At 44.5% G+C, this 25,922-nt stretch carries 23 protein-coding genes; 11 read left to right on the top strand and 12 right to left on the bottom strand.

Going from position 1 to position 25,922, the window contains the following annotated elements; genetic code table 11:
- Nucleotides 1–220 precede the first annotated feature (220 nt).
- On the top strand, nt 221–601 hold the full coding sequence (locus Q0895_RS05865; RefSeq protein WP_299186393.1) for a hypothetical protein: 381 nt from the start codon (nt 221–223) through the stop codon (nt 599–601).
- A 130-nt stretch (nt 602–731) separates the two neighbouring features.
- Here the strand turns inward: Q0895_RS05865 and Q0895_RS05860 are convergent, their stop codons facing one another.
- On the bottom strand, nt 732–1,112 hold the full coding sequence (locus tag Q0895_RS05860) for a hypothetical protein (RefSeq protein ID WP_299186390.1): 381 nt from the start codon (nt 1,110–1,112) through the stop codon (nt 732–734).
- 193 nt (nt 1,113–1,305) lie between these two features.
- Complete coding sequence (locus Q0895_RS05855) at nt 1,306–1,821, bottom strand: hypothetical protein (RefSeq protein WP_299186388.1); 516 nt, start codon at nt 1,819–1,821, stop codon at nt 1,306–1,308.
- Between the two features lie 294 nt (nt 1,822–2,115).
- Between Q0895_RS05855 and recJ the strand changes: the two genes are divergently transcribed.
- Complete coding sequence (recJ, locus tag Q0895_RS05850; protein ID WP_299186385.1) at nt 2,116–3,879, top strand: single-stranded-DNA-specific exonuclease RecJ; 1,764 nt, start codon at nt 2,116–2,118, stop codon at nt 3,877–3,879.
- A gap of 80 nt (nt 3,880–3,959) precedes the next feature.
- Here recJ and Q0895_RS05845 read toward each other — a convergent pair whose 3' ends face one another.
- From Q0895_RS05845 to Q0895_RS05820, 6 genes are all read right to left on the bottom strand, one after another.
- On the bottom strand, nt 3,960–4,595 hold the full coding sequence (locus Q0895_RS05845; RefSeq protein ID WP_299186383.1) for a trimeric intracellular cation channel family protein: 636 nt from the start codon (nt 4,593–4,595) through the stop codon (nt 3,960–3,962).
- Between the two features lie 132 nt (nt 4,596–4,727).
- Nucleotides 4,728–5,801, bottom strand: a complete 1,074-nt coding sequence (locus Q0895_RS05840) for a multidrug resistance efflux transporter family protein (RefSeq protein WP_299186380.1) — start codon at nt 5,799–5,801, stop codon at nt 4,728–4,730.
- A 99-nt stretch (nt 5,802–5,900) separates the two neighbouring features.
- Complete coding sequence (queE, locus tag Q0895_RS05835; protein ID WP_299186377.1) at nt 5,901–6,632, bottom strand: 7-carboxy-7-deazaguanine synthase QueE; 732 nt, start codon at nt 6,630–6,632, stop codon at nt 5,901–5,903.
- Between the two features lie 328 nt (nt 6,633–6,960).
- On the bottom strand, nt 6,961–7,782 hold the full coding sequence (dapD, locus tag Q0895_RS05830) for a 2,3,4,5-tetrahydropyridine-2,6-dicarboxylate N-succinyltransferase (RefSeq protein ID WP_299186375.1): 822 nt from the start codon (nt 7,780–7,782) through the stop codon (nt 6,961–6,963).
- Nucleotides 7,783–7,906: 124 nt separating this feature from the next.
- Complete coding sequence (locus Q0895_RS05825; RefSeq protein WP_299186372.1) at nt 7,907–8,857, bottom strand: alpha/beta fold hydrolase; 951 nt, start codon at nt 8,855–8,857, stop codon at nt 7,907–7,909.
- A 113-nt stretch (nt 8,858–8,970) separates the two neighbouring features.
- Entirely contained in the window at nt 8,971–10,749 is a 1,779-nt protein-coding gene (locus Q0895_RS05820; protein WP_299186370.1) for an amidohydrolase, read from the bottom strand.
- Nucleotides 10,750–11,099: 350 nt separating this feature from the next.
- Here Q0895_RS05820 and arsS point away from each other — a divergent pair, with 350 nt between their 5' ends.
- From arsS to Q0895_RS05800, 4 genes are all read left to right on the top strand, one after another.
- Complete coding sequence (gene arsS, locus Q0895_RS05815; RefSeq protein WP_299186368.1) at nt 11,100–12,077, top strand: arsenosugar biosynthesis radical SAM (seleno)protein ArsS; 978 nt, start codon at nt 11,100–11,102, stop codon at nt 12,075–12,077.
- Between the two features lie 73 nt (nt 12,078–12,150).
- Entirely contained in the window at nt 12,151–12,972 is an 822-nt protein-coding gene (locus Q0895_RS05810; RefSeq protein ID WP_299186366.1) for a DUF547 domain-containing protein, read from the top strand.
- A gap of 9 nt (nt 12,973–12,981) precedes the next feature.
- Entirely contained in the window at nt 12,982–13,692 is a 711-nt protein-coding gene (locus Q0895_RS05805; protein WP_299186364.1) for a TIGR04283 family arsenosugar biosynthesis glycosyltransferase, read from the top strand.
- Nucleotides 13,693–13,709: 17 nt separating this feature from the next.
- On the top strand, nt 13,710–14,354 hold the full coding sequence (locus tag Q0895_RS05800; RefSeq protein ID WP_299186363.1) for a TIGR04282 family arsenosugar biosynthesis glycosyltransferase: 645 nt from the start codon (nt 13,710–13,712) through the stop codon (nt 14,352–14,354).
- A gap of 104 nt (nt 14,355–14,458) precedes the next feature.
- On the opposite strand, the gene mtnP is transcribed toward Q0895_RS05800, so the two are convergent.
- Complete coding sequence (gene mtnP, locus Q0895_RS05795) at nt 14,459–15,391, bottom strand: S-methyl-5'-thioadenosine phosphorylase (RefSeq protein WP_299186361.1); 933 nt, start codon at nt 15,389–15,391, stop codon at nt 14,459–14,461.
- A 240-nt stretch (nt 15,392–15,631) separates the two neighbouring features.
- On the opposite strand from mtnP, the gene Q0895_RS05790 reads away from it, so the two are divergent.
- From Q0895_RS05790 to Q0895_RS05780, 3 genes are read left to right on the top strand one after another with little or no spacing between them, the layout of a single operon-like run.
- Nucleotides 15,632–16,636, top strand: a complete 1,005-nt coding sequence (locus tag Q0895_RS05790) for a TAXI family TRAP transporter solute-binding subunit (protein ID WP_299186820.1) — start codon at nt 15,632–15,634, stop codon at nt 16,634–16,636.
- Entirely contained in the window at nt 16,617–17,141 is a 525-nt protein-coding gene (locus tag Q0895_RS05785) for a DUF1850 domain-containing protein (protein WP_299186359.1), read from the top strand. Before Q0895_RS05790 ends, Q0895_RS05785 begins: the two co-directional genes overlap by 20 nt.
- A complete protein-coding gene (locus Q0895_RS05780; protein ID WP_299186357.1) occupies nt 17,113–19,197 on the top strand; it encodes a TRAP transporter permease in 2,085 nt (694 codons plus the stop codon). The genes Q0895_RS05785 and Q0895_RS05780 overlap by 29 nt, the downstream gene beginning before the upstream one ends.
- 159 nt (nt 19,198–19,356) lie before the next feature.
- On the opposite strand, the gene lipA is transcribed toward Q0895_RS05780, so the two are convergent.
- Both lipA and Q0895_RS05770 read right to left on the bottom strand, forming a co-directional pair.
- The gene (lipA, locus tag Q0895_RS05775; protein WP_299186354.1) at nt 19,357–20,400 is read right to left on the bottom strand and encodes a lipoyl synthase; all 1,044 of its coding nucleotides are present in this window, start codon (nt 20,398–20,400) and stop codon (nt 19,357–19,359) included.
- Between the two features lie 148 nt (nt 20,401–20,548).
- On the bottom strand, nt 20,549–20,944 hold the full coding sequence (locus Q0895_RS05770) for a carboxymuconolactone decarboxylase family protein (protein ID WP_299186352.1): 396 nt from the start codon (nt 20,942–20,944) through the stop codon (nt 20,549–20,551).
- 478 nt (nt 20,945–21,422) lie between these two features.
- Here Q0895_RS05770 and acnB point away from each other — a divergent pair, with 478 nt between their 5' ends.
- Together acnB and Q0895_RS05760 are read left to right on the top strand one after the other, a co-directional pair.
- Entirely contained in the window at nt 21,423–24,026 is a 2,604-nt protein-coding gene (gene acnB, locus Q0895_RS05765) for a bifunctional aconitate hydratase 2/2-methylisocitrate dehydratase (RefSeq protein WP_299186349.1), read from the top strand.
- Nucleotides 24,027–24,248: 222 nt separating this feature from the next.
- On the top strand, nt 24,249–24,692 hold the full coding sequence (locus Q0895_RS05760) for a PACE efflux transporter (RefSeq protein ID WP_299186347.1): 444 nt from the start codon (nt 24,249–24,251) through the stop codon (nt 24,690–24,692).
- A 107-nt stretch (nt 24,693–24,799) separates the two neighbouring features.
- Here the strand turns inward: Q0895_RS05760 and Q0895_RS05755 are convergent, their stop codons facing one another.
- Nucleotides 24,800–25,597: an enoyl-CoA hydratase-related protein gene (locus Q0895_RS05755; RefSeq protein WP_299186344.1), complete on the bottom strand. Its 798-nt coding sequence runs from the start codon at nt 25,595–25,597 to the stop codon at nt 24,800–24,802.
- Nucleotides 25,598–25,922 lie beyond the last annotated feature (325 nt).

Raw genomic sequence — 25,922 nt, 5'->3', positions numbered from 1 at the left:
CTCATCTGACTTTTATAAGCTGACATTTGTGAACCTACTTTAATATCAAGGCCAACGACTGCCTTTCACTATTACTAACTGCAAACGCACAATTACATTTTTTGTCTTAAAAACAAAGTGGACATCTTATAATATGAAAAATAAGACAAGGTTTGGATCATAATTATATGTATGATTATGATCAATTTATTGACAATAAACACAAAGGAGTATTTGACAGATGGATATTAAAGACATCTTCAAAAAAGAAGTAGAAAAACAGCTGCTCGATGTGGAAGATTACATTTTTACGCCTGAACGTATTGACATGGCGATTGATAATGGTGAGCTCAATTGCGTGTTGAACAGTGACGGCTCGGTAAATATGTTTTATACCAAAGAAGGCATTACAGATGTGCGGGCCGCAGCGCGAAAGCATCCCTTTACTGCGTTTGAGACTGAGCTGCATCATGGTATCTATGATGATGTAATCGAAGATTTAATCGATGGTGTGAACGACATTATCAGTAGCCATTCTAAATATTTCCGTCCGTCTAGGGTCTTGCCTATGGGAGCCTCTCTAGGCAATGACGGGGTAATTACAGATGCTGATAAGTACTAGACAATAAAAGCTAAACAGAATAGACGTTAGAAGTAACAGACGCTAGAGAAGTTAAACGCTAGTAATTGCCAATACCCAAAGTGCTTATTTATAGAGCACATTGGGTTTTTTGCTTAAATAAATGGATAATTTATTGAGTGAAGCTTGCGTAGCAAGACTGCAATGATTTGGCAACCACGCGTGTGACCAGTTTGGTTCGGTATTCGGCATCAATTGCCGCATTACCCAGCTCCACCACTGTCACATGTTGGGGCGCTTGCTCGCTCACGCAGCCGCAGACCTTACTTTTCACCGCTTCTTCTTGAGTCTCAGTCATAGCTGCGCTCGCAATACGCCAAGCACTTTGGTTTTCAATTTGACTACGGCATTGATTGTCAATGGCAGCTTTAAATACGTTCATACCGATTTCATTGGCTGTACCCATCGCAGTGCCCGTATTGGTTCCTGTTGTCATGCATCCAGCCAATATTAGTGATACAAGCATAGTAGTTGAAACTAGGACTTTTTTCATGATTTTTCCTTCAAGGTTTTTAGGAGAGGGTAAATAAGACATATTAAAAGACAGCTATGAATACTTGATACTGCCTAATTATATATTTTGGCGGATTAAAATCTAAAAAACCAGCTAAGATACTTTATCTTAGCTGGTTTTATTTTTTACTCTTACTTAGATCATATCGTATATTTAAAACGTTTTAATGGTTTTAAACATTTTTGCTATGTTGTTTTTTCTGAATATCTTTTGCTAGTTTGTAGCATTCATCGATATGGTCATTCGCAATCTTTTTGAAGATCATATAGCCCATCGTAGCGGCTACCATCTGTCCACCAAGTGGAATAAACTTAGTAACTTGCTTGGCGGCAATACGTCCACCGAAGCCTTGTATGGTCTTTTTGACAATACCACGTGTCGCCATAAGACCTGCAAAATCTACAGTACGATCCTTTAAAGCACCCCAATGTATTGCACGTGAATCTAGATCCACAGCTGACTCACGTCCTTCAATCAGACCAAAGCGCTCGCTTATCTCAGGTAGTAACTGGGTAAGCATACCAGCATCGACTGCAACATCAAAAAAAGGGACAGGAACGACGGCTACACCAGCAGAATATTTGGCGCGTTTTTTGACCAGTTGTTTGCATTCTTTTTTGATTTGGTCTAAGTCTAAGTTTGGGTCGATAGTATTCGGTAGTTTTTCAGCTGCTGGAGTGGTTTTCATAAAGCTTCCTTATAAAAAATGAAAAGTTTAACAGATAGCAAATATCTCAGATGGTTACCATTTTATGGATTTATAGGCGGCTTACAATCATTGCTTTGTATCAAAATGCAGAAAAATACAGCCACTATGCACAGTTTTTGTAAAAATATAGATTTTTGAATAAAAAGCTGGTTCAAAGGATACGGCAAGAAATAAGCAAATATAGAGAGTAGGGATTACAGTGATTATCTATTATGTACTCAGTCGTTATAAATTACCGTTGTGACCCTTTAGCAAAGCCAGTAGAATACGGTTATGCTAAATTTAACCCCCCGTTATACCAGCACTCGCATCGACGAGTTGCCTACTGCGTTGCAACCCCTTGCTGCTCAATCACTTACGCTTGCTCGCTTGTATGCAGGTCGCGGTATTACTGCGCCTGCTGAGCTTGAAACTGGGTTGTCTGGTCTATTGCCTGCTGAGCAGCTGCATGGCGTCGTTGATGCGGTGCGCTTATTAGACGTGGCCATAGATGAGGGTCAGCGTATTCTTATCGTTGGTGACTTTGACTGTGATGGCGCGACCAGTACTGCGCTGATGATGCGTGCGCTAACCAAGATGGGCGCGGTCGTTGATTTTTTGGTGCCAGATAGGTTTAAGTATGGCTATGGTCTGACGCCTGAGATTGTCGAGCTAGGTATTGAGACTTATCAGCCAGACATGATCGTGACAGTGGATAATGGCATTTCAAGTCACGAAGGTGTCGCCCGTGCGCAGGCTGATGGCATCACTGTGATTATCACCGACCATCACCTGACGACCAAAGCAACTCCGCCAGCTGAAGCGGTGGTCAATCCCAATCAGCTCGATTGTTATTTTGGCAGTAAAGCACTGGTGGGTGTTGGCGTGGCGTTTTATGTACTTGGGCGACTTGCAAAACTGCGCCGTGAAGCTGGCAAGTCTACCGTACAAGTCAGTCAATATTTAGACTTGGTGGCGCTTGGCACGATTGCCGATGTTGGCGTACTCGATAAAAACAACCGCATCCTAGTGCATCATGGGCTAAACGCCATTCGTCAAGGGCGCTGCTGTATGGGTATCTTGGCACTGCTTGAACAGGCAGGACGCGACCCAAAGCAGCTACATGCGCAGGACTTTGGTTTTGTTTTAGGTCCGCGTATTAATGCTGCTGGACGTATGGACAACATGCGTATCGGTATCGAGTGCTTATTGACAGAAGACTGGAGTACTGCACAGTGCCTAGCGCAAGAACTTGAACAGCTAAACCGTACGCGTCGTCAGGTAGAAGGCGAGATGCGCGCGCAGGCAGATAATATCGTACAGACGCTAGCGGACACTTCTAGTAGCACAGATAAGCGCAGCATTATTTTATATCAAGATGACTGGCACCAAGGTGTCATCGGTATTGTCGCCGGACGTTTAAAAGAAAGTCATTATTTGCCCAGTATCGTCTTTGCACCAGCGGATACAGAGCGTAGGGGTGATGATGATGCTATCAAAGGCTCAGCGCGATCTATTGCTGGCGTGCATATTCGTGATGCGATTGAGCAAGTCGCTGAGCGCTATCCTGACTTGATCAGCCACTTTGGCGGTCATGCGATGGCGGCTGGCTTGACGATCAAGCGTCGTCACTTTGACGGGTTTGTGGCGGCGTTCAATGAGGTCATGGCAGAGGTAGATGACGAGGTGTTTGCTGAGCAAAAATTCACCGATGGGCCACTGCAGGCAGGTGACTTTAGCTTGTGGTTCGCCGAGCATCTAGCCAATGCCAGTATTTGGGGACATGGCTTTGTGCCACCGATATTTGATGGTGTATTTGAAGTATTAAGCTTTAAGATTTTAAAAGACAAACACCTTAAACTGTCACTGCGTTATCCTGATGTGCAATATCCAATCGAAGCGATTTATTTTAATTTTGATAGTAGCGCTTGGGATTATCGCGCTGAAAAAGTACATTTGTTGTTTCAACTAGGTATTAATGAGTGGAACGGCAAACAAAGCCTACAGCTTATGGTGAAAGATTTGGCACTTGTAAAAGAGACGGTAGAAGCAGACTAGGGTATTGAGTAAGCTTAACATTGCATATTTTTAGTATTTCCATCATTCTTATGGACCAATGCAAGAACCGCTTTACCACTTTAATCAACCAAACGAATAGAAGGCAGATGCCAATCAAAGCGCAGCGCCAGCATTCGTACTGCAAAGATAACACCAAGCATGATAAATTCATTGAGTCCTGCATCTACACCTAGGCGCTCAAGTAGTAAATAAGTCACTGATCCGGCGATACTGGCAGAGATATAAATCTCACGCTGTAATACCAGCGGTATCTCATTACAAATAATATCACGTAGCATACCGCCAATAATCGCTGTCCAAACACCCATCATAATGGCAATCATCGGAGACACGTCTTGGTTTAATGCAACCTTAAAACCAATGACGCTAAATGCGGCCAAACCAATGGCATCGAAGAGTTTGAGCGCATTATCGATCTTGTGATACAAATGAAAGAAGATTTGTAGAATTAAAGAGGTCGCAGTAATGACTATGACATAATTGAGGTCAGTCATCCAGAATAGAGGATGACGATCTAACGCTATATCACGTAGCGTGCCACCGCCAATCGCATTGACCATCGATACCAAGATACAGCCAGCAATATCAAAGCCCTTATGCTGAGCCAGCAACGTACCAGCGATAGCACAAGCAATCACGCCAACCATATCAAGTAAATATAATAAAATATCTGGAAAAATTAAATTATTGGTCATGGTTATATTGCCAAGCACCGACTATCAAAGTTGATGGAACGCTCTAACCTGAGCAGTGTTTAATGCTAATAACTTATATCATATCATTGTTATAACTTTTACTAAGCGGCTGGATCATGCGGCAACCGTTTTTTAACCATCTTTTGCAAACAATATCAATCCTAGCATAATCAGTACAATACCGATGAGTCCCATTGCTGAGGGTATCGCATTGTCCAACAATAACATTCCGCCAATTAAAGCAAATATCACCTCGCTAGCTTGGGTAGAGTCAACGCCAGCAACTTCACTTGATGTCTGCGCTTGATCACGAGCATACAAAAAGATAGTGGTCGCTGCTACCCCTGCCAACAATGCTACTAGTAGCGTATTGAACAGTTGTGAAGTATCAGGCAGTTCAGGACGCACTATAATGCCTAAAAGCAGCCAAAATGGCAAACTACCGAGCGTCATTAGCCAGACTTTATTAAAAGCATTGTGTAAGAGCGAGGTGTCAATAGCGGGGATGCGTGCAATCAAAGTTTGGAGGGTAGATTGAGGTTGAATGGGAATGACGTTACTTTGTTGAATGACATGGTCCGCTAAGGTTTTATTTTCCTCAGCGTGACGCTTAGCGGCCTTGATTTTTTTGGCGTTATAAGAGACTTGCCAGACTAACTGGTTGCCAATGGGGTAACTAAAGGCGGCAATTAGCGCGGGCAGGGCACCGTAAAACAGCATTTCTGCCATGGGCGCGCTATCAATATCGGCTAGAGTAGAAGCGCGCAAGCCTTCGCTGACGTTGACCAGTACCACACCGATAAAGACCAATAGCGCATAGATAATAAACTTTTTATCGAAGCGTTGTCCAAATGCCAAAAGGACAAGCAAACTGGTCACGACGGTAAACATAAACGTCGCTGCGACGACCCAACCTGCAACGTGGTCGGCAGCATAACAGATACCCGTATAAAATAACCCAAAGCCAATACTACCAGTCACACACCAAAAGCCCCAATGCTGACGAAAAATAGTGCTCAGCTCTTTAATACGGTAAGCACCATATTGCATCATAATGATAACGGTAATAATGAGCCACATAAAAACATAGCGCAGACTTGCTGACCAAAACCAATGTCCACCAGCTGCACTCATCAGCTCATTTAAAATAAACGTCGAGCTAAAAAATGCCCCAGCCAGTAGGCCTAACAAAATCAATCTGACCATCCCTGTGTCCTTACAGTTGGCTGTTATATACTTTTAAGTGTGAGAGTTGATTACTACGGTCTTACTAAGACAAATCGGTTAACAGGCTTTAATTATAAGTTATTTACCTTTGGCATCCGCCCAAATGATCTTATGTAACTGCAATTGAAAGCGCACAGGTAATGCATCAGCGAGCATCCATTCTGCCAACTCGCGAGCAAGTACCGGTACATCAGGGCTAAACGCTTCGTCAATATCATCTGCTACATTGAACATGGGTGAAAACCAAACGGTACCAACCACTTTATCAAGCTGATGCTCAAACAGTTTTGCCTTCGCCCAATCGTAATCGGTGCGGTTCATAATGACAAATTTAATCTGATCATGCTCGGTTAAATGGTCAAGATTTGACCATAGGTTTTTATCAACTTCACCTGAGCTTGGCGTTTTAAGATCCATGACTTTGCTGACCGCTAGCGGTACGTTTTCTACCGTGAGCGCACCCGCTGTTTCAAGAGAGATTTCATAGTCGTCAGCTAATAAGCGTTTAATCAGCTCAATGGCATTCGGCTGTGCTAAAGGCTCGCCACCAGTAAGGCAAATGCGTTTGCAAGGATAACTTTTAATCGTGGTTATAATGGTATCAAGCGCTTGACGCTCACCGCCACTAAAAGCATATTCAGTGTCACAATAGACGCAGCGTAGCGGACAGCCGGTCAGGCGTACAAATATCGTCGGCAAGCCTGAGGTGACGGCTTCACCTTGCAAGGAATAAAAGATTTCAGTCAAACGCAGGCCCGCGGTCGGGTCTGTGACGGGAATATAAGTGTTTCTTAGAGAAGGCTCATTCATAGTATTTACAAACAGAATAAGGTGTCGATACCGTGGCTAAGTGTCTTAAATACACAAACTAAAAATAAGAAACAGGCTAAATTAAAAAGGCTGTTACCGCATGGTTATCAGACAATATAAAAATAAGACACACAATAGCTGGCAAGCTTAAGGACTTGACAAGAGATGTGTATAATTTGGGTATTGCTTATTAGATAGGACAATCAATGCAATGTCGAATTATAACGTAAGATAGCTTATTAAGCTGCAAAAAAAGATGCTGAAGCTTATCTCCAGCATCTCAATGTTCGTTTTAGCTATATACGTTTATAAGCGCTTATAAAAGCGCTTATGCTAAGCGTAACAGCTCGTTCACTGAAGTTTTAGCACGCGTTTGTGCATCCACTTTTTTGACAATAATAGCAGCATATAAGCTATGTGTGCCATCTTCTGATGGCAGGCTACCTGGTACGACAACTGAGCCTGCTGGTACGCGGCCACGATGAATCTCACCTGTTTCGCGGTCATAAATACGCGTAGACTGACCGATATAAACACCCATAGAGATGACTGCGCCTTCTTCGACGATGACGCCTTCAACGATCTCAGAGCGCGCACCGATGAAGCAATTGTCTTCAATGATAGTAGGGTTGGCTTGTAGTGGCTCTAGTACGCCGCCGATACCCACGCCACCTGATAGATGCACGTTTTTACCGATTTGGGCACACGAGCCAACCGTCGCCCATGTATCTACCATCGCACCTTGATCGACATAAGCACCAATATTAACGTACGATGGCATTAATACTGCACCTGCTGCGATGTAAGAGCCTTTACGAGCGATAGCAGGCGGTACGACACGTACGCCAGCTTCTTTAAATTGCGCTTCGGTCCAATCAGCAAACTTAGTCGGTACTTTGTCATAGAACTGCACATGCTTGCCTGCTGGCATCGCGTAGTTGTCGTTTAGACGGAACGATAGTAAAACTGCTTTTTTGGCCCATTGATTGACGACCCATTCGCCATCCTTTTTTTCAGCGACGCGCAGGCTACCGTTGTCGAGTTGCTCTAGCACTTGCTCGATGGCTGTGCGTACGTCTTGTGGCATCGTACTTGGGCTATACTCGTTACGGTTTTCAAAGGCTTGTTCGATGGTTTGTTGTAATGACATAAAGAGTTCCTAAAATTAATAAAAGGGAGAGCTTATAAGAAATAAGGACGTTAACTTAGATAAAAAACATACTTGCCGTATTGTCGCTAATTTAGCGAGTTTTAGCAAACCAACTCAGCGTCCATTACGCACTTAAATGTCGTATCCAGTTTAAAATATCATGATAGACCACACTATGATCTTGCTCATGTAACGGCTCATGACGCATGTTAGGGTATAAACGCGCATCGGTATTACTAAAACCTTGCTTGTGTAAGTTTTTGGTGATGTTGCGAACTCCGCGTCCCATATTACCAATGGGATCGTTCTCGCCACTGACAAATAACATCGGAAAGCTCTTGTTGATGGTGGACGCCCAGCGTTGATGTAATCCAGCTTTCATCAATGTGAATAGGGTCATAAAGCCATTGTTGGTGAAATCAAAGCCAGTTAGTGGATCAGCCTCATATGCTGCGATATTATCGGTATTTTCACTTAACCAAGCAAAGGGAGAAGGAGAGAGGCGTTCTTTAAGCTTGGCATTAAGCACCTTATTCATGATTTCAGCAAATACAGTATTTGGTTTTTTGGGAGCTGTTTTGGCAAGGATAGCATTTAACGGAAGCAGTACTTTTACTAATGGGTTAGCATCAGCAGTCCCCATAAGAATGGCACCTCTAAAGTCTTGCGCGTGATGCTTGAGCACGACACGCACTATAAATGAGCCCATAGAATGACCCATAATAAAATGCGGTACGTCAGGGTGGCGCTCTTTTAACGTATTCGCCATAACAATAACATCTTTTAATAATGACTGTGCTGGATGCTCATTACCAAAAAAACCTAACTCATCTGATGATTTAATCGTACGCCCATGACCGAGCTGATCATAGGTAGCAACTGCGATGCCGTGATCGGCTAAAAACTGCGCGAAATCTACATAACGACCGCTATGCTCTGCCATGCCGTGTACGATGAGCAAAGTGGCTTGTATGGCAGTATCGTTATCACTTGGCTCAAAAAATCGATGATGCAAATAGTGAATATTATCGGAAGATAAAATATGCTCATTACTGCTATCGGTGTTGCTACTCATAAAAAGTTCCTGTAAGTCGGTCAAATACTGGGCGCGTTATTTTATAATACGGATTGTACACAGCGCGATATAAGTTGTCTTATCTTTTAGATTGGCGATATGGCTGTTATCCGCTATTGTACTGGACGCTGATAAATAGTGTTGCCTTCTTTGATGGTTTTTAGCACATGAATATCGCGAATCTTATCTGCTGGAACCGTCAGAGGGTTACCATCTAAGATTACCAAATCCGCGAGTTTACCAGGATCTAGCGTGCCTTTGGTATCTTCTTCAAAATATTGATACGCTGCATTACTGGTGATGGCTTTTAGGGCTTGATAGGGGGTTACGCGTTCATCAGCACCGATGACTTGACCTGTGCGTGAGGTGCGATTGACCGCTGTCCAAACAGAAAACAGTGGATCGACTGGCGTGACAGTGTCGTCAGAGTGATTGGTATAAGGGATGCCCATTTTATCAACTGTGGCAAGAGGGCTTAGAGAGTTGGCGCGTTTTTCGCCCAAGTTTTTGATATGGACATCGCCCCAAAAGTAAGCATGGTTGGTAAAAAATGACGGCACCATATTGTACTTTTTAAACGCCGCTAGCTGGTCTGGTCGCGCAAACTGCGTATGAATCGGCACGATACGGCGGTCTTTATCAGCGGCTTGTCCCGTTTGTTTGACCGCATATTCGTGCGCTTTGATGATCATATCAGTGGCCGCGTCGCCATTATTATGAATAAATAACTGATTGTCATTTTTATAGGCTTTGACAAACATCTCGTTCATCTTATCTTGGCTGATACTCGGCAAGCCGCGGCAGTCGCTCTCGCAGTCTGGTACAGGCGTCAGATAGGGCTGAGTAAAGTAAGCGGTCTTGCCTTGCGGGGAGCCGTCGGCGATGATTTTGGTGCCTTGTACCTTAAAACCGTTTTGATAGGTTTGCCATTTAAAGTCTTTATCGGCTAAGTTTTCGTCCAAATCACTAACCCCTGCCAAGGAGACCAAGTCGATTTTAAGCTTGCCGTCATCGGCTTGTTTTTGAAAAAACTGAATAGCATCACGGGTGGTAGAGCCGTCTTGCGCTGTGGTCACGCCGTACTTGGCGTAGTAGTCTTGAGTTTGATCAAAAAACTGCGCTTGCTTGGGCTCAAGCGTCTTGAGCAATTGATACATAAGCGGATACATCGCCGTCTCTTGTAGCAGACCATTTGGCTCGTTTGAGCCTTTGACTCGGGCAATATTACCACCTTCAGGTGACCGGCTATCGGCAGTAATGTCCATAGCAGCCAGCGCACTGGAGTTGGCAACCCCCATATGACCGCTGGTATGCTGTAAATACACTGGATTGTTTGGCAAAACGCTATCAATCTCTTCTTTGGTCGGATGGCGATCTTCGGTGAGCTGCGTCTCATCATAACCCCAGCCAAATATCCACTCGCCATCAGCGATGTTATTGTCTTTTTTATAAGCCTTTAACGCTTGCAGCATTTTATCGATGCTGTCGACCTTGCCAATCGGCGGCGCGCTCAGATCCACTTGTCCCATAGTGTTGGACACCAAGCCAAAATGGCTGTGTGGATCGATAAATCCTGGCAGCAGCGTCTGATGTTGCAAATCGACAGTCGCGGCGTTTTTATAGTTGTCTTGCGCTTGTGTTAAGCTACCGACATAAGCAATCTTACCGTTTTGGGTGACCAATGCTTGCGCCAGTTGCGGCTTGTCACCCTCCATGGTAATGATATTGCCGTTGTAATAAATGGTTGCTTGACTGGTCGCTGTTTGTGAGGCGGGCTGGGTTGCCGCCGAATTGCTGCTTGAATTGATTGTCCCTGGGGTGACTGCACAGCCAATCATGCCCAGTAGGCCAATGCCTAATAAGGTCGGCCTTATAAATAGATTTGTATTCATTGTATTTTCCTTAATAATGACGAACGTACCGTATGATCTGCCATAGACGTCAAATATAACCAATCTAACTATAATGACAAATGCGGTCAATATCCTTTGGCGATTTGTTGCTTTTCTATCCTGTGTGAGCCTGTAGCGCCTAGAGTGAGTGTTCGTGCTGATATGGAATAACCAGCTAAATACCTAATATTAATGATAATGCTTAAGAAAAAATAAGGTATGATTTATGAAGTATTCTTTATTTTGCCCATAAACTTATAATGACGCTATGCTAACAATGATAGTGTATACATCAAAGTTTTAGTACGATTTTTTATCGTAAAAAGCTGCCAAATGGATTCTATACCACTATGAAATCTACTATTGAATTACTCGAAGCGACGGATTTTCCTGCTATCAAAAGACGCAGCCTTAACGTCCTACAAATCAATATGGGCTATCTGTGTAATATGTCTTGTGTGCATTGTCATGTCGCAGCCAGTCCATACCGTACCGAGATGATGTCGCGTGAGTTGGTTGAGCTCATTCCGCAAGTGCTGCAAGCGCAAAATATCGATACACTTGATTTGACCGGCGGCGCGCCTGAGATGCACGAGGATTTTAAATACTTGGTAAAAGAAGCGCGTAAGCTTGGCGTTAAAGTCATTGATCGTTGTAACTTGACGATCTTGATGGAAGAAGGCTATGAAGACATGGCGCAGTTTTTAGCAGATAACGAGGTCGAAGTGGTCGCCTCACTGCCGTGTTATTCGCTTGAAAACGTCGATAAACAGCGCGGCAAAGGCGCATTTGACGACAGTATTTTAGGGCTGTATAAGCTCAACGCTTTGGGTTATGGAAGAGCAAATACAGGCTTGATTTTGAACTTGGTTTATAACCCGCAAGGCGCGACCCTGCCGCCCAATCAGCAGATGCTAGAGGCGGACTATAAGCGTGAGCTCAAAGAACACTTTGATATTGAGTTTAATCAGCTATTTGCTCTGACTAACATGCCCATTCAGCGCTTTGGGGCAGTACTGCTTGCTAAAAACGAGTTTTATCCTTATATGACGCTGCTCAAAGACAACTACGATGCGCACAATCTCAAAGACGTCATGTGCCGCTCGACCATCAGTGTCAATTGGCTGGGCGAATTGTTTGATTGTGATTTTAATCAGCAGCTACAGATACCGGTGCCGAATAAATCGCGCCGATATCTAAAAGACTTATTGACGCAAAATCTTGAGGGCGATGACATTGCTATCGCTGACCATTGTTACGGCTGCACGGCCGGACAGGGCAGTAGCTGCGGCGGCGCCTTAGAAGAAGACGGGATGAAAGTGGTTTAGAAATGGTTCTAGGCACTGTTTTTTAACACTAATATCACTATCAGCTACTTTTAATACTAATGGAGCTTTCCTTATGCCTATTAACAAAGCACACTTATCTATCCCATTAACAACCAAAGCTCTTCTTGCCGCTACTCTTATGCTATCGAGCGCCGCTTATGCAGATTTTAATCATAGTAGCTGGGATAGCTTGCTCGGCAAACACGTGACTATGACCAATGGTGGTAAAGCATCGAGAGTTAACTATGCAGGCATGAAAGCGGATAAAGCTAAGCTTGATAGTTATCTTGCTGCTACGAGTAACGTTAGTCAGTCAGAATTTAACGGATGGAGTAAAGATGAGCAGTTGGCGTTTTTGATCAATGTCTATAATGCTGGCACCGTAGATCTAGTGCTAACTAAATATCCTAATATTAAGTCAATCAAAGATATCGGCGGTATATTTGGCTCACCTTGGAAACAAGACTTTGTCAACGTACTGGGTAAAAAGCGCTCACTGGATGATATCGAACATAACCTAATTCGCGGCTCTGGGCGCTACAACGAACCGCGCATACATTTTGCAGTCAACTGTGCAAGCATTGGCTGTCCTGCATTATTAAACGACGCCTACACGGGTAGTAAACTCGATAAACAATTAGAGCAGGTCACCAGTAAATTCTTAGCCGATAGCAGTCGCAACCGCCTACAAGGTAACACTTTAGAGGTCTCGCCTATATTTAAATGGTATAAAGAGGACTTTGAAACGAGCTGGCGCGGCACCAAAAATCTAGAAGGGTTTTTGGGACGCTATAGTTCATCTTTGGGACTGAATAAATCTCAAGCTGCCGATTTAAAAAGCGGCAAGACTAAGATAAGCTACACCGATTATGATTGGAAGCTAAATAAGAAGTAGCCAGATAGTATGCTCACAATTTCTATCATCATTCCTACATTCAATGAGGCAGATAACCTGCCGCATTTATTTGCGCACATCACTGGACTAAACCCACCTCCGCAGCAAGTGCTATTGGTTGATGGTGGCTCAAATGATGAGTCTTTTAAATTGGTTCAAAACCTTATTGCAGATGTCACTCGTGATAATCTGTCAGACATCGACTGGCAAGTGGTTAAGTCACAAGCAGGTCGTGCACGGCAAATGAACAAAGGCGCAGCGCTCGCTACGGGTGATGTACTGCTGTTTTTGCATGCAGATACCAAGTTGCCAGCTCAAGCTATTATGGATGTAAAAACTGCTACCCAAGATAAAAAATGGGGTCGTTTTGACGTACGTCTAGATAGTCCTGATTGGATGCTAAAGCTAGTCAGCAAAATGATAAACTTACGCTCGCGGCTAACTGGTATCGCCACGGGTGACCAAGCTATTTTTATTAAACGAGATTTGTTTGAACAAATTGGTGGCTATCCTGATCAAGCGTTGATGGAAGATGTTGAGATTAGTAAATGTCTAAAAACCATTGGCAAACCTGCTTGTTTAACAACTAAAGTCATCACCTCAGCACGGCGCTGGCAGCAGCATGGCACTTGCCGCACAATACTACTGATGTGGCAGCTGCGCTTTGATTATTGGCGCGGCGTACCTACTGATAACATTTGGCAGCGCTATTACCGATAAAAGAATAAATCCTTATCATGAATCAAAACTCATCAACCTGTATCATTATCTTTGCCAAATTCCCCGCTGAAGGTAAGGCAAAAACGCGCTTGCAACCGGTGCTTGGGATGACAGGCGCAGCGCAAATAGCTCGCAAGTTGCTTTTACACAGCATAGAGCAAGCCGTCGCTACTGGTCTAACCGTCGAGCTGTGCGTGAGTCCATCACCAAACGATTCATGCTGGCGAACGCTTAATTTACCCGGGTCAGTACAGTGGTCAGGGCAAGCAGAGGGTGATTTGGGGTTACGTATGCTCACCGCCAGTCAAAACGCGCTTAAGAAATTTGAGAAAATATTATTAATAGGCTCGGATTGTCCTGCTTTAACCGCTACTAAAATTCATAGCGCTGCTCAGCAATTAGAGACTCAAAATAGCGTAATGATTCCTGCCTCGGATGGCGGTTATGTGCTTTTTGGCTTTAAACGAGTAAACGCACATTTATTTTCAAACATGACATGGAGCGTGAGCGATGTTGCCGCAGTTACCCGTCAGCGCATTCAAGATCTAAACTGGTCACTAGCTTTGTTAGCGCCTTTGCCGGATATCGATGAGCCTGAGGACTTACAGTATTTGCCCGTGGGCTGGCTGGACGGTGTAAATGTTAGCGACAATAGTTATTAATAAAACAAAACTTTGAATCAACTTCTCAAAAATAAAAAAGACCATAAAATGCTTCGATAGTCTTTTATGTGTGCGAAAACGTCATAAATTTAAGATTTCAACCATTAAGGAAGTAACGCTGCCAGTCTTGTTTTGGTTTGTTCATCCATTGCTGTAACGGGCGTGACTAATGCTTGCTCTAGAGCTGTGTGAGCAATGGATTTAGGCTGTTCGGCGGCGAGTAGGGCAACGGCTTCTTTGATGACTTGCTGGGCGTTATCGGCATTTTTCATCAGGTTCTGAATAGCGTAGTCGGCGCTGACTGCTTCCTCAGTAGGGTGCCAGCTATCAAAATCGGTCACTAGTGCAAGCGTGGCATAGGCGATACTGGCTTCACGTGCCAGTTTGGCCTCTGGCATATTGGTCATACCGATAATGTCAGCATGCATTTGCCGATACCACTGCGACTCAGCACGAGTGGAGAACTGCGGGCCTTCAATACATAGATAGGTCGCTTTTGAATGGCACTGTCCATCGACAATATGCGCTTTTTCATAAGCTCTCGATAAAATATCTGCCACTTTAGAGCATAATGGGTCGGCCATCGATACATGCGCAACCGCACCATCACCAAAAAACGTACTAACACGCTGCTTAGTCATATCAATCATTTGATCAGGGACGACCATATCTAGAGGCTTTAGCGACTCTTGTAATGAGCCAACCGCTGATACGGAGACGATATAACGCACACTTAGGGACTTTAGCGCATAAATGTTGGCGCGGTACGGTACCTCGGACGGCATGAATTTATGACCCTGACCATGACGGGTCAAAAAGGCAACGGTAGTGCCGTTCAGCTCACCCAATACAATATCATCAGACGGCTTACCGAAAGGCGTCTCAACTTTAACGCGACGTTTATTGGTCAAGTCTGTCATTTGATACAGGCCACTGCCACCGATGATGGCGATATCAGCGGTTTGTTGAATGGTTGTAGAGGTGCGGTCGTTTAAATACGCTCTATTTGCGTCTTGGCTGTCTTTTATTGTGCTCATCCTAATAGGCTTCCAATTGGTTATCATTGTGGTCAGCATAACCTATATTTTTTCAAAAAATAAACCACTATTATTAAGTACCTATAGGTATAACACGAAAAATTCGTTAGTTATCATTTTTATTTAAAGTAAGTTGCGGTATGCTTACAAGGTTATGAAGCAATTAGATCAACTGATAACCAAAAACAGTCTTAACCATCAAGGAAGAAATCAATGAAATTGACTAGTAAGACGGCACTAATGATAGCAATGATTGCCTCTAGTTTGGCATTCACCGCATGCTCTAATACAGAAAATGAAGCAGCAAGCGCTGAGGATTCAGCAGTCTCTGGCGAGTCAGAAACCGCTGCCGCTACTGCGAATGACAAGCTGGATACGAAGTTTGTCACCATCGCCACAGGTGGCGCATCTGGCCCTTATAATATCATTGGCACTGCTTTGTCTGAGGTTTATGCCAAAACCTTTGGTGTCAACTCAAAGACGCAGACGACAGGCGCTTCAGTTGAAAACGTCAATTTATTAACCCAAGGCAAGGTAGATATGGTGTTGGCGCTGAGCGATGTCGTCACTGATGCTGTCGAAGGCAAAAACAACTTCGATCAGCCAATTGACAACATTCAACAGATCGCTGTGCTGTATCCGAATGTGGTACAAATTGTGACGTCTCAACAGTCAGGCATCAAAAACATCGAAGATCTGCGTGGTAAGCGTATTGCGGTTGGTGATCAAGGTTCAGGAACCGAAGTTAACGCTCGAACATTATTAGAAGGGTTTGGCATTACTTATGATGATATCGATGTGGATTATCTAGGTTTTGCTGAAGCGGCCGATGGCATGAAAGCGGGTAAAATTGAAGCGGCGTTCTTTAGTAGTGGTCTACCAAACTCGTCATTAATGGAGTTAGAGCAAGGCCTAGACTTGCAGCTAATCACCATCGATCAAGACAAACTGAATGAGATCATCGCCACCAAACCTTACTTTAAAACCTTTGAGATACCAGCGGGTACTTACGGCAACGCTACCGCGATACCGACTGCCGCGATTATGAATGCGTTATTGGTGCGTTCAGACTTATCTGAAGACGATGGTTATAAGCTCACCAAGGCTTTGTTTGAAAACTTAGATGGCCTAAAAACAGCGCATCAAGCAGCCAACGATATCAGTTTAGAGTCTGCTAATACTGGTATGGTAGCGCCGATCCATCCTGGCGCTAAAAAGTACTATGATGAGCAAGCAGCTAAGTAAACACTTATGGCTATTAACTAGCGCGGCACTGGTTGCTGCGCTAGTTTTTTTTGTGCTGTGGGCCAACTTATCCCGTCAGCCCGTTGTCGAAGTGCAAGTCGATGGCACCACCTGCTATTTTACTGAGCCCAACTTTGAGCTGCGCTGGATACATTCTGTAGAAAAGCAGTGGTGGGAGGAGCAGTATCAGCGTACAGACGATGGTCTGCTATTGACCACCACTTATTTTGAAGCGTTTGGTGCAGGTACGCCGTCGACTGAAGCGCTGGCACCCATACAAAAACCTGGCTATTTGGGTTATCAAATCAACGAAAAACTGCCTAGTCTTAATTGGGTAGTATCTAGATTGACCAAGGGTGAGCTAAATTATGCCGACCATCGGCTTTTGATTCATGAGTGGGCGCCAGATTATGCTGAAGTAACGATTACGCCCAAGGCGTATCATTTAATTGATAGATTAAAGAAGGATTTTTGTCATGAGCTCTCAAGTGACGGATCACGATAATGTGACAACGATGTCAGCCAATCATGCTGATCTGCCCATCCATTCCAATACTGATGCTGATACCAATGTAGATGCCGAGCTCGAAGTGCAAGCTCATAATCAAGCCATATTAGAGAAGTATGATCGAGAGTCAATCACCCGTCATATCACTCAAGGTCCAGTTAAGTATTTTATCGCTGGGATTTGCATTTTATATTCTATCTTTCACTTGTATATAACCTTCAATCCAATGCCAGCGCTGCTGCAGCGCTCTGTACACGTCGGCGTTGGCTTTGCCCTGATATTTTTAATATTTCCTGCGAGTAAAAAAAGTAGCCGTAAGCGCGTCGCCTGGTATGACTGGATTTGGTTTGTGCTGTCCTTATCAGGGATGGCTTATCTGATATACGAGTACCAAGACATCGTGACCTCACGTGGCGGCATGGCCAATCCGGTTGATGTGATATTTTCTATTATTACCGTCATCTGTGTGTTAGAGGGCAGTCGCCGTATTACCGGTTGGATTTTGCCGATATTGGCGTCAATATTTTTGGCTTATCCATTTGTCAGCCATCTAGATTTTATGCCTGATCGATTGCTCACGCGTCCTTATGATATGGGTGATATTTTTGGTCAATTGTTCTTAAAGACTGAAGGCCTGTATTCTGTGGCGATTGGCGCGTCGGTGACGTTTATCTTTTTGTTCATCTTATTTGGGGCATTTTTAGCGCGCTCAGGGATGGGTCAGCTGTTTAATGATTTGGCACTGGCTATTGCTGGGGATAAAAAAGGCGGACCTGCCAAGGTGGCGGTCATCTCAAGCGGCTTTATGGGCAGTATCAACGGTTCAGCGTTATCGAACGTTGTCAGCACCGGCGCGTTTACTATCCCATTGATGAAAAAGGTCGGTTATCACAAAGACTTTTCGGGAGCAGTAGAAGCAAGTGCTTCTGTGGGCGGGCAGATATTACCTCCTATTATGGGGGCCAGTGCTTTTATCATGGCCGAAACCACAGGGCTGCCTTATAGCACGATTGCTTTGGCTGCGTTATTGCCAGCAGTGCTCTACTATCTAGGCGTTATTGCGCAAGTGCATTTTCGTGCTGGTCGCCGCGACCTAAAAGGCATCGCCAAAGAAAACTTGCCAGCCGTCAAAGAAGTATTAAAAGCACGTGGTCATATGCTACTACCGATTGTATTTTTGATATTTTTATTAATCAAAAACGTTCCTGTCGGCTATGCAGCGGCCTATACCATCGGTTTTACGGTTGCCATTAGTATGATACGCAAAGAGACCAGAATGGGGTTCTCGGACATTTTGGGTGCACTAGAAGATGGTGCTCGTCAGTCGCTAGCGGTGATGGCTGCGTGTGCGGTGGTCGGAGTGATCATCGGTGTGGTCAGCTTGACCAGCTTTGGTACGGTGATGACCTCATCTATCGTGACATTGGGCGCAGGGTCGTTATTCCTCACCCTAATATTGACCATGCTTGCATCTATGGTACTCGGCATGGGGCTGCCATCTATTCCTGCGTATATCATTACCGCAACGATGGCAGCGCCTGCACTAGCAGGTTTTGATATTCCGATTTTATCAGCGCATATGTTTGTGTTTTATTTCGGTATTTTTGCCAATATTACTCCGCCTGTTTGTTTGGCAGCGTTCGCTGGTGCGGGTATATCCGGTGGTGATCCGATGAAGACAGGGTTTTTGTCGTTGAAGCTGGCATTGGCCGGATTTATCGTGCCGTTTATGTTCATCTATAGTCCGACGATGCTGATGATAGATCCCACGGGTCTGGCAGTCACGGCAAAAGATTTCCCGCTGCCACCTATAATTGATATCGTGACAGTGGTATTGACATCGGTAACAGGGGTCATTGCTTTAGGGGCGGCGCTAGAGGGCTATTTTAAGGGCGCTATGAATCCACTCACGCGTGGCATATTGGCCATCGGCGCGTTACTACTGATTTATCCTGAGCTGACGACGGGGTTTATAGGCGGTGTGATCGTGCTGATTATTGCTATACTCAATATCAAAACAGCCAAAAAGCCCACACCGACTATCACGGTGTAAAGAGTTGAGCTTGAAGGCTTTATTAAAGTTACGTCATTCTCAACTATTTGGCTTTATAGTTAGTACACTTTAAAACTTTCGATAAAAAAGGGTGAACAGTAACTATCTACTGTTCACCCTTTATTTTATCTACAGACTTGCGATTAGAGCTTTGCTAACTCAACAACCAAGCTTGCCTTCGGCTTCTAGCGCTTTTTTGCTACGAACCGGCGCAGGGCAATCTTCACCGTAGTACTGACGATCAGCAAAGTAGCTTGAGCGTACCATTGGGCCTGCCCAAATGCTAAAGAAGCCAATCTTTTTACCGTAGTCCATATAGCGCTGAAACTCATCAGGATGGACATAACGATCAACTGGCGCATGATCCTTACTGGGCTGTAGATACTGACCGATGGTAATCATATCGACATCATGAGCCTTGAGATCATCGAGCAGCGCATAGACCTCTTCTTCGGTCTCACCAAGACCGACCATAAAGCCGCACTTGGTGGCGATATCAGGACGACGCTCTTTGTAGATTTTGAGCAAGTCGAGTGAATGCTGATAATCAGAACCAGGACGGAACGCTTTGTACAGACGCGGCACAGTTTCGATATTATGGTTAAAGACATCTGGCGGTGTCTCAGTCAATAAGTCTAACGCAATCTCTATACGACCACGGAAATCTGGCACCAATATCTCAATTAAGCAGTTCGGGCTCAGCGCGCGAGATTCGTTCAATACTTCTACAAAGTGCCCAGCACCGCCGTCTTTTAGATCATCGCGGTCGACAGAGGTAATCACCGCATACTTAAGACCCAAGCCTTGAATGGTCTCAGCAGTGTGACGCGGCTCGTCTTTATCAAGCGCATTCGGACGACCATGACCCACATCACAAAACGGGCAGCGACGGGTACAGATATCGCCCATGATCATAAAGGTCGCTGTACCATCGGCAAAGCACTGCGGCAGGTTAGGGCAGGCAGCCTCTTCGCAGACGGTATAGAGCTTTTGCTCACGCAAGGTGGCTTTGATACGAGCCACTTCCGCAGGGGAGGACATCTTGACCCGAATCCAATCTGGCTTTTTTTTGGCCTCAACCGTGGGGATGACCTTAATTGGGATACGCGCAACTTTATCATAGCCACGTAGTTTTTCGCCTTGAATGGCTTTTTTGGGTTTGACCTTGGCAGCAGGTACATGTGTTTGTACGGCAGTTGTCATAATAGAGTTATCTCTTAACCCTTTATATTATAAGGGTTTATGGAATGATCAGAATGTTTTTTAAGTATCGATATTATAGCAGAGATTTAGGGTTTAATTTTTAGTGAATATTATTAAGACTACTATGAATTGTCTGATGATCATAGTTTTAAATATCTATATCAATGTCCAACTCATTTAGGATGTCTATGGCCGCGCGAAACGCTTCTTGGGTGGCAGGTGCGCCGCAATAGGGCAGGCTGTGCATCAGTACTTCTCGAATCTCGGCAACGCTCGCACCGTTATTAATGGCACCGCGAATATGACCTTTTAGCTCAGTCGGACTTTTTTGTGCAATCAAAAAAGCAATGGTAATTAACGAGCGATATTTGCGCGGTAATACTGAATCATCTTGCCACGTACTGCCCCAAGCATGCTCAATGATCCAGTCTTGTAGCGGCTGGGTAAAGCCCGTCGCGCTATCAAGCGAGCGTTTTACATGCTGCTCGCCCATCACTTCAGTGCGTACTTGTAGACCGTTTTGATAATTGACGTTTTCTGCCATTTTAAGCTCCTTCTTGTTATCTTTCGTATCAGTATTTCCCTATCGGTCTTTCTTTCGAACGCTTCTTATTTATGAATAAAACTTATTTTTTCAAGCCAGTCTAGCGTATTTAGGTTGCGCAGCCTCTGAGAGTGCAGCACGTAAGTAAAATTTATACCAGTAGCGCATTTAAGTTTATGCAATCTTTTTATTTTCAACTGATTGTATCGCTCATTTGTACGCCTAACAATTATGTCAAAAATAGACTGCTATTTCTTAGAGTTATGAGAGGGTGGTTAACCCTATGATTGATGGTACTATTTTTATAATAAATGTCCAATATGGCTTTATTCTGAGCCTTTTAAAGCCATAGCCATTAACATTTAGAGCGTTTTAAGCTATGATTGCACCGATTATTATTTCATATGGTACACAGACGCAGGCGGTCATGCTGACTACCCACGTATTGTGCTAACCCCAAATGACGAGGACGACTATTGTGTTAGAAGCTTATCGTAAACATGTCGAAGAACGTGCTGAGCTAGGAACTGTACCGCTACCATTGAATGAAAAGCAAGTAGCAGAGTTGGTTGAACTATTAAAAAACCCACCAGCAGGCGAAGAAGAGTTTTTGATGAACCTGCTAGAAAACCGTATTCCTGCTGGGGTTGACCAAGCTGCTTACGTTAAGGCTGCATTTTTGGCTGCTATCTTAAAGGGTGAAGCCTCATCACCACTTATCAATAAGAAAAAAGCGGTTGAAATCCTAGGTACCATGCAAGGTGGCTACAATGTCCAACCATTGGTTGCCGCTCTTGATGATGAAGACGTTGCTCAAGACGCTGCTGAGGCATTGAAAAAGACGTTGCTCGTATTCGATGCGTTCAACGACGTCACCGAAAAAGCTGAAGCAGGCAACGACATCGCAAAAGAAGTTGTACAGTCTTGGGCTGATGCTGAGTGGTTCTTAAACCGCCCAGAAGTGCCTAAAAAGACCACTTATACAACGTTTAAAGTGACTGGCGAGACCAACACTGATGATTTGTCGCCAGCACAAGATGCGTGGAGCCGCCCTGACATCCCATTGCATTCATTAGCTATGCACAAAAACTCTCGTGACGGCATCACTGCTGACGAAGAGGGCGTGCGCGGTCCAATGAACCTTATTGATGAGCTAAAAGAAAAAGGCCATCCACTTGCGTACGTTGGCGACGTCGTCGGTACCGGCTCTAGCCGTAAGTCTGCGACCAACTCAGTACTATGGCTGATGGGCGAAGACATCCCGAACGTACCTAACAAACGCGGCGGCGGTCTGGTACTGGGTAACAATATCGCTCCTATCTTCTTTAACACCATGGAAGACTCTGGCGCATTGCCAATCGAAAAAGTAGCTGTCGATAACCTAAACATGGGTGATGTGTTTGACATCTATCCACATGACGGCAAAATCACTAAGCATGACTCAGACGAGATCATCTCAGAGTTCAAACTAAACTCACCAACACTGCTTGACGAAGTTCGCGCGGGTGGCCGTATTCCATTGATCGTTGGTCGTGGTCTCACCAACCGTGCTCGTGAATACATGGGTCTGGGTCATTCTGACGTATTTGCGAAACCTGAAGAGCCAGCCGATACCGGCAAAGGCTTTACCCTTGCGCAAAAAATGGTCGGTAAAGCGTGTGGCCTAGAAGGCGTACGCCCAGGTATGTACTGTGAGCCGAAGATGACCACAGTCGGTAGTCAGGACACCACAGGTCCGATGACTCGTGATGAGCTAAAAGACTTGGCTTGCTTAGGTTTCCAAGCAGACCTCGTCATGCAGTCATTCTGTCATACTGCTGCTTATCCAAAGCCAGTCGACGTTGAGACGCAGCATACACTACCTGACTTTATCATGAACCGTGGTGGCGTCAGCTTACGCCCAGGTGATGGCATCATTCACTCGTGGCTTAACCGTATGCTTCTTCCAGATACTGTGGGTACTGGTGGTGATTCGCACACCCGTTTCCCAATGGGTATCTCGTTCCCAGCTGGCTCTGGTCTGGTAGCCTTTGCTGCAGCCACTGGTGTGATGCCGCTAGATATGCCTGAGTCTGTGCGTGTTCGCTTCGTAGGTGAGCGTCAGCCTGGTATCACCCTACGTGACCTCGTCCATGCCATTCCTTACCAAGCGATCAAAGAAGGTTACCTAACTGTTGATAAGAAAGGCAAAATCAACGAGTTCAACGGTCGTATTCTTGAGATCGAAGGTCTAGAAGACTTGACCGCTGAGCAAGCGTTTGAGCTGTCTGATGCGTCAGCTGAGCGTAGTGCGGCGGGCTGTACCATCACGCTATCTGAAGAGTCGGTAACTGAGTACCTAAACTCAAACATCACCCTGCTTAAGTGGATGATATCTGAAGGTTATGGCGACGCGCGTACCATTAGCCGCCGTATCGAGCAGATGCAAGATTGGTTAGCTAACCCTAGCCTGATGCGTGCTGACGAAGATGCAGAATATACTATCGATATGACCATCGATATGAGCGAGATCAAAGAACCAATCCTATGCTGCCCGAACGATCCAGACGATGCCAAGACTCTAGCAGACGTGGCTGGCGACACCATCGACGAAGTATTTATCGGTTCGTGCATGACCAACATCGGTCACTTCCGCGCGGCAGGTAAACTGCTACAAGACGTACCAGCAGGTAGCCTCAAGACGCGTTTATGGATTGCACCGCCAACCAAGATGGATGCACGCCAGTTGATGGAAGAGGGTTACTATAACGTCTATGCACAAGCCGGTGCTCGTACTGAGATGCCAGGTTGCTCACTATGTATGGGTAACCAAGCGCGTATCGCACCGAAGTCTACTGCCGTTTCGACGTCGACTCGTAACTTCCCGAACCGTTTGGGTCAAGGCGCAAACGTTTATCTCGCGTCTGCAGAGCTTGCAGCAGTAGCAGCGGTACTTGGTAAACTGCCAACTAACGATGAATACCAGCAGTATGCTGGCATGCTTAACAGCATGGGTGATGAAGTGTATCAATACATGAACTTCGATCGTATGGAAGAGTACACCGAAGAAGCAGATAAGATTAACGTTGCTCAGTTGACCTAAACTTTAAAGTGAAACGTTTTTAAGTTTTACCGTTCTTATATAAATAGAACCCCGTATCGTCATGATGCGGGGTTTTCGTTTTAAATGCACTGGCTGATTTCTCTCACTATCTTCTGTATAATATAGGGGCAGGCGGAAACCGTGGCTCTGCACTTTTTACTTTTTCTATCTCGGGACGGACCGATACTTTGATCATGCACTTTATGTGCTTTGGAGTCTTGGTTGATTACCTTATCCTCTATCAAACGTCGCCTTGTATATGTGACTGTCTTTGAAATTATCGCGATTATCTCGTCCACTTATGTATTGATGAAGCTTAGCGGCAGCGATGCGGCAGAGTCTTTGCCAGTTGCGGTAATGGTGTCATTGGCCGCCGTGATTTGGAACTTTATATATAACACCGCTTTTGAAGCATGGGAACAGCGCCGGCAGGTAGCAAAGCGTACGTTATTAATCCGCAGTATTCATGCGCTAGGTTTTGAGGGCGGCTTGGTGTTGGTTTGTTTACCGATTTATATGATTTGGTACGACGTTGGTTTGCTCAAAGCCTTTATGATGGAGGTAGCATTACTGCTTTTCTTCTTAGTTTACACTTTCGTTTTTACCTTGATTTTTGACAAGATATTTACTTTACCAAACCAGTATAAGCCAGCTTCTGCTTCTTAAAAAGCACTAAAATATCAAAATACTACTTATTATTTATAGACTGTGCTCAAAAAAAGCTGCCATCAATAGGCAGCTTTTTATGTAACGTATGCAGATATAAAGAGGTATTATTTGCCTTGATAAACTGGCTTGCGCTTTTCCATAAATGCTGTAACGCCCTCGACAAAGTCATCAGTGACTGCCATCATGTTTTGTTGTTCAACTTCCATATCAAGCGCTTCATTGAGTCCAGAAAAAGCATGCACATTAATCATATGCTTCATAGACGCCAAGGCTTTCCCAGGTAAGTTACTCAGGCGAGTGGCTAAAGTGTGTACAGCAGCATCTAATTCATCACTGCTGACCACATTATTGACCAAATTTAGACGAGCCATGTCTTCTGCTTTGACTTTGTCACCCAGCATGATCAATTCAGTGGTTTTTGCTGCACCGATCATCTGGTTGAGTAGATAAGTACCGCCTGCATCTGGAATCAAGCCTATATTAACAAAGGCTTGTACAAATTTTGCATTCTCACTTGCCACGCGAAAATCACAAGTGAGTGCCAAGTTCATTGCAGCGCCTGCAACCGCGCCTTCTAATTTTGCGATAATAGGCTTGTGAATATGACGCAGCTTTAAGCTAACCTCAGCTATCTCTTTTAGCATATAATCAAGTTTGCCCGCTAATACTTCAGAATCCAATCCACCTTCTAGCATCTCACCGATATCTCCGCCACTCGAAAAGTTGTTACCAGCACCTTGTAACACAATTACCCGCACTTCTGCATCGTTATCCGCCTTATCAAGGGCTTCCATGATGGCTGTTTTCATTGCTGTACTAAAAGCATTTAAGGTCTTTGGGCTGTTCATAGTGATAGTGGCGATATGGTTTTTGCTTTGATACTCAACGAGAGATTGGGACATGTTGGATTTCCTTGTCTTATATAGTTGTTTAAACCTGTTATTAGTAAAATATAAAGGGATGATAATATTGCATTTTGGACTACCAATGCCGATTACTATAGCAGCTTGCTATGATTATAAAAGCAGGTTTTGTGAGCGCTAAAGCCACAGTAATAAAAATAATATATAAAAGATTATGAATCAGGGGTCAGTAACGTTACTTGATAAAAACAATGGATTTATTTAAATTTGCTTACATTCATTATGAAAAACCATACTAGGCGACACAGGATTTGTGTCTTATGCTAAAGCATAAAAACTTGTATATAAAAACACTCACAATCAA

Source organism: uncultured Psychrobacter sp. (assembly GCF_947495825.1).
GTDB lineage: Bacteria > Pseudomonadota > Gammaproteobacteria > Pseudomonadales > Moraxellaceae > Psychrobacter.
The sequence above is the reverse complement of the archived record's forward strand: the minus strand, read 5'-3'. Positions and strand labels throughout refer to the sequence as shown.